The sequence below is a fragment of the Nisaea sp. genome, from assembly GCF_017640745.1.
In the GTDB taxonomy this organism is placed as follows: domain Bacteria; phylum Pseudomonadota; class Alphaproteobacteria; order Thalassobaculales; family Thalassobaculaceae; genus Nisaea.
Genome location: NZ_JAEPQA010000073.1, coordinates 1 through 640, shown reverse-complemented (window position 1 = coordinate 640; position 640 = coordinate 1). Strand labels below are relative to the sequence as shown.

General features: G+C 67.3%; 1 protein-coding gene. It reads right to left on the bottom strand.

All coding sequences use genetic code 11. From position 1 onward, the window contains the following. On the bottom strand, positions 1-640 hold a 640-nt coding region (locus tag JJ959_RS21285; RefSeq protein ID WP_292888488.1), incomplete at both ends, for a sigma-54 factor interaction domain-containing protein.

Below are 640 nucleotides of genomic sequence, written 5' to 3'. Positions count from 1 at the left end.
CAGCGCCGGCACGTCGTCCTGGCGGTCGCGCAGCGGCGGCAGGTGGATGGGGAAGACGTTCAGCCGGTAGAACAGGTCCTCGCGGAACTGGCCCTCGGCGATGCGTGCCTCGAGGTCCTGGTGCGTCGCCGCGAGCACCCGGATATCCACCTTGCGGCTCTCCAGGGAGCCGAGCGGGCGGACCTCGCCTTCCTGGAGGACCCGGAGGATCTTCGCCTGCAGGCCGATCGGCATGTCGCCGATCTCGTCGAGGAAAATGGTGCCGCCATGGGCCGCTTCGAGAAGGCCCTTCTTGTCCTGGTTGGCGCCGGTGAAGGCGCCGCGCTTGAAGCCGAACAGCTCGCTCTCCAGGAGCTGCTCCGGCATCGCGGCGCAGTTCTGGGCGACGAACGGGCCCCGCGCCCGGTGGCTGTTCCGGTGGATGGCGTTGGCCACCACCTCCTTGCCGGTGCCGGTCTCGCCGGTGATCAGCACCGTGACGTCGGAATCGAGCACCTTCTCCAGCATGGCGAAGACCTTCTGCATGGCCCCGCAATTGCCGATGATGCTGGTGAACCGGGAGGATTTGGCGATCTCGGTCTTGAGCCGCCGGTTCTCCTCGGCGAGCTCCTTATTGGTGCTCTCCAGCACCCCGATCAGC